The following is a 287-nucleotide window of genomic DNA, read 5'->3' on the forward strand; positions in this document are numbered from 1 at the left end:
TCCAGCACCGGGCAGGCGTCAGTCCGTATACATCGTCTTACGACTTCGCACGGACCTGTGTTTTTAGTAAACAGTCGCTTCCCCCTGGTCTCTGCGGCCATACAACGCTCGCCCAGCAAGTGGGTCCACGTCTCCGGCCCCCCTTCTCCCGAAGTTACGGGGGTAATTTGCCGAGTTCCTTAACCACAGTTCACCCGATCGCCTTGGTATTCTCTACCTGACCACCTGTGTCGGTTTGGGGTACGGGCCGCTCGAAACTCGCTAGAGGCTTTTCTCGGCAGCATAGG

1 rRNA gene is annotated in these 287 nt (G+C 57.8%); it reads right to left on the reverse strand.

Annotated features, from left to right (window positions below):
- Window positions 1–287: ribosomal RNA gene (locus PT931_RS36075) — 23S ribosomal RNA — on the reverse strand; the annotation flags it as partial.

This window comes from Longispora urticae (genome assembly GCF_053902585.1).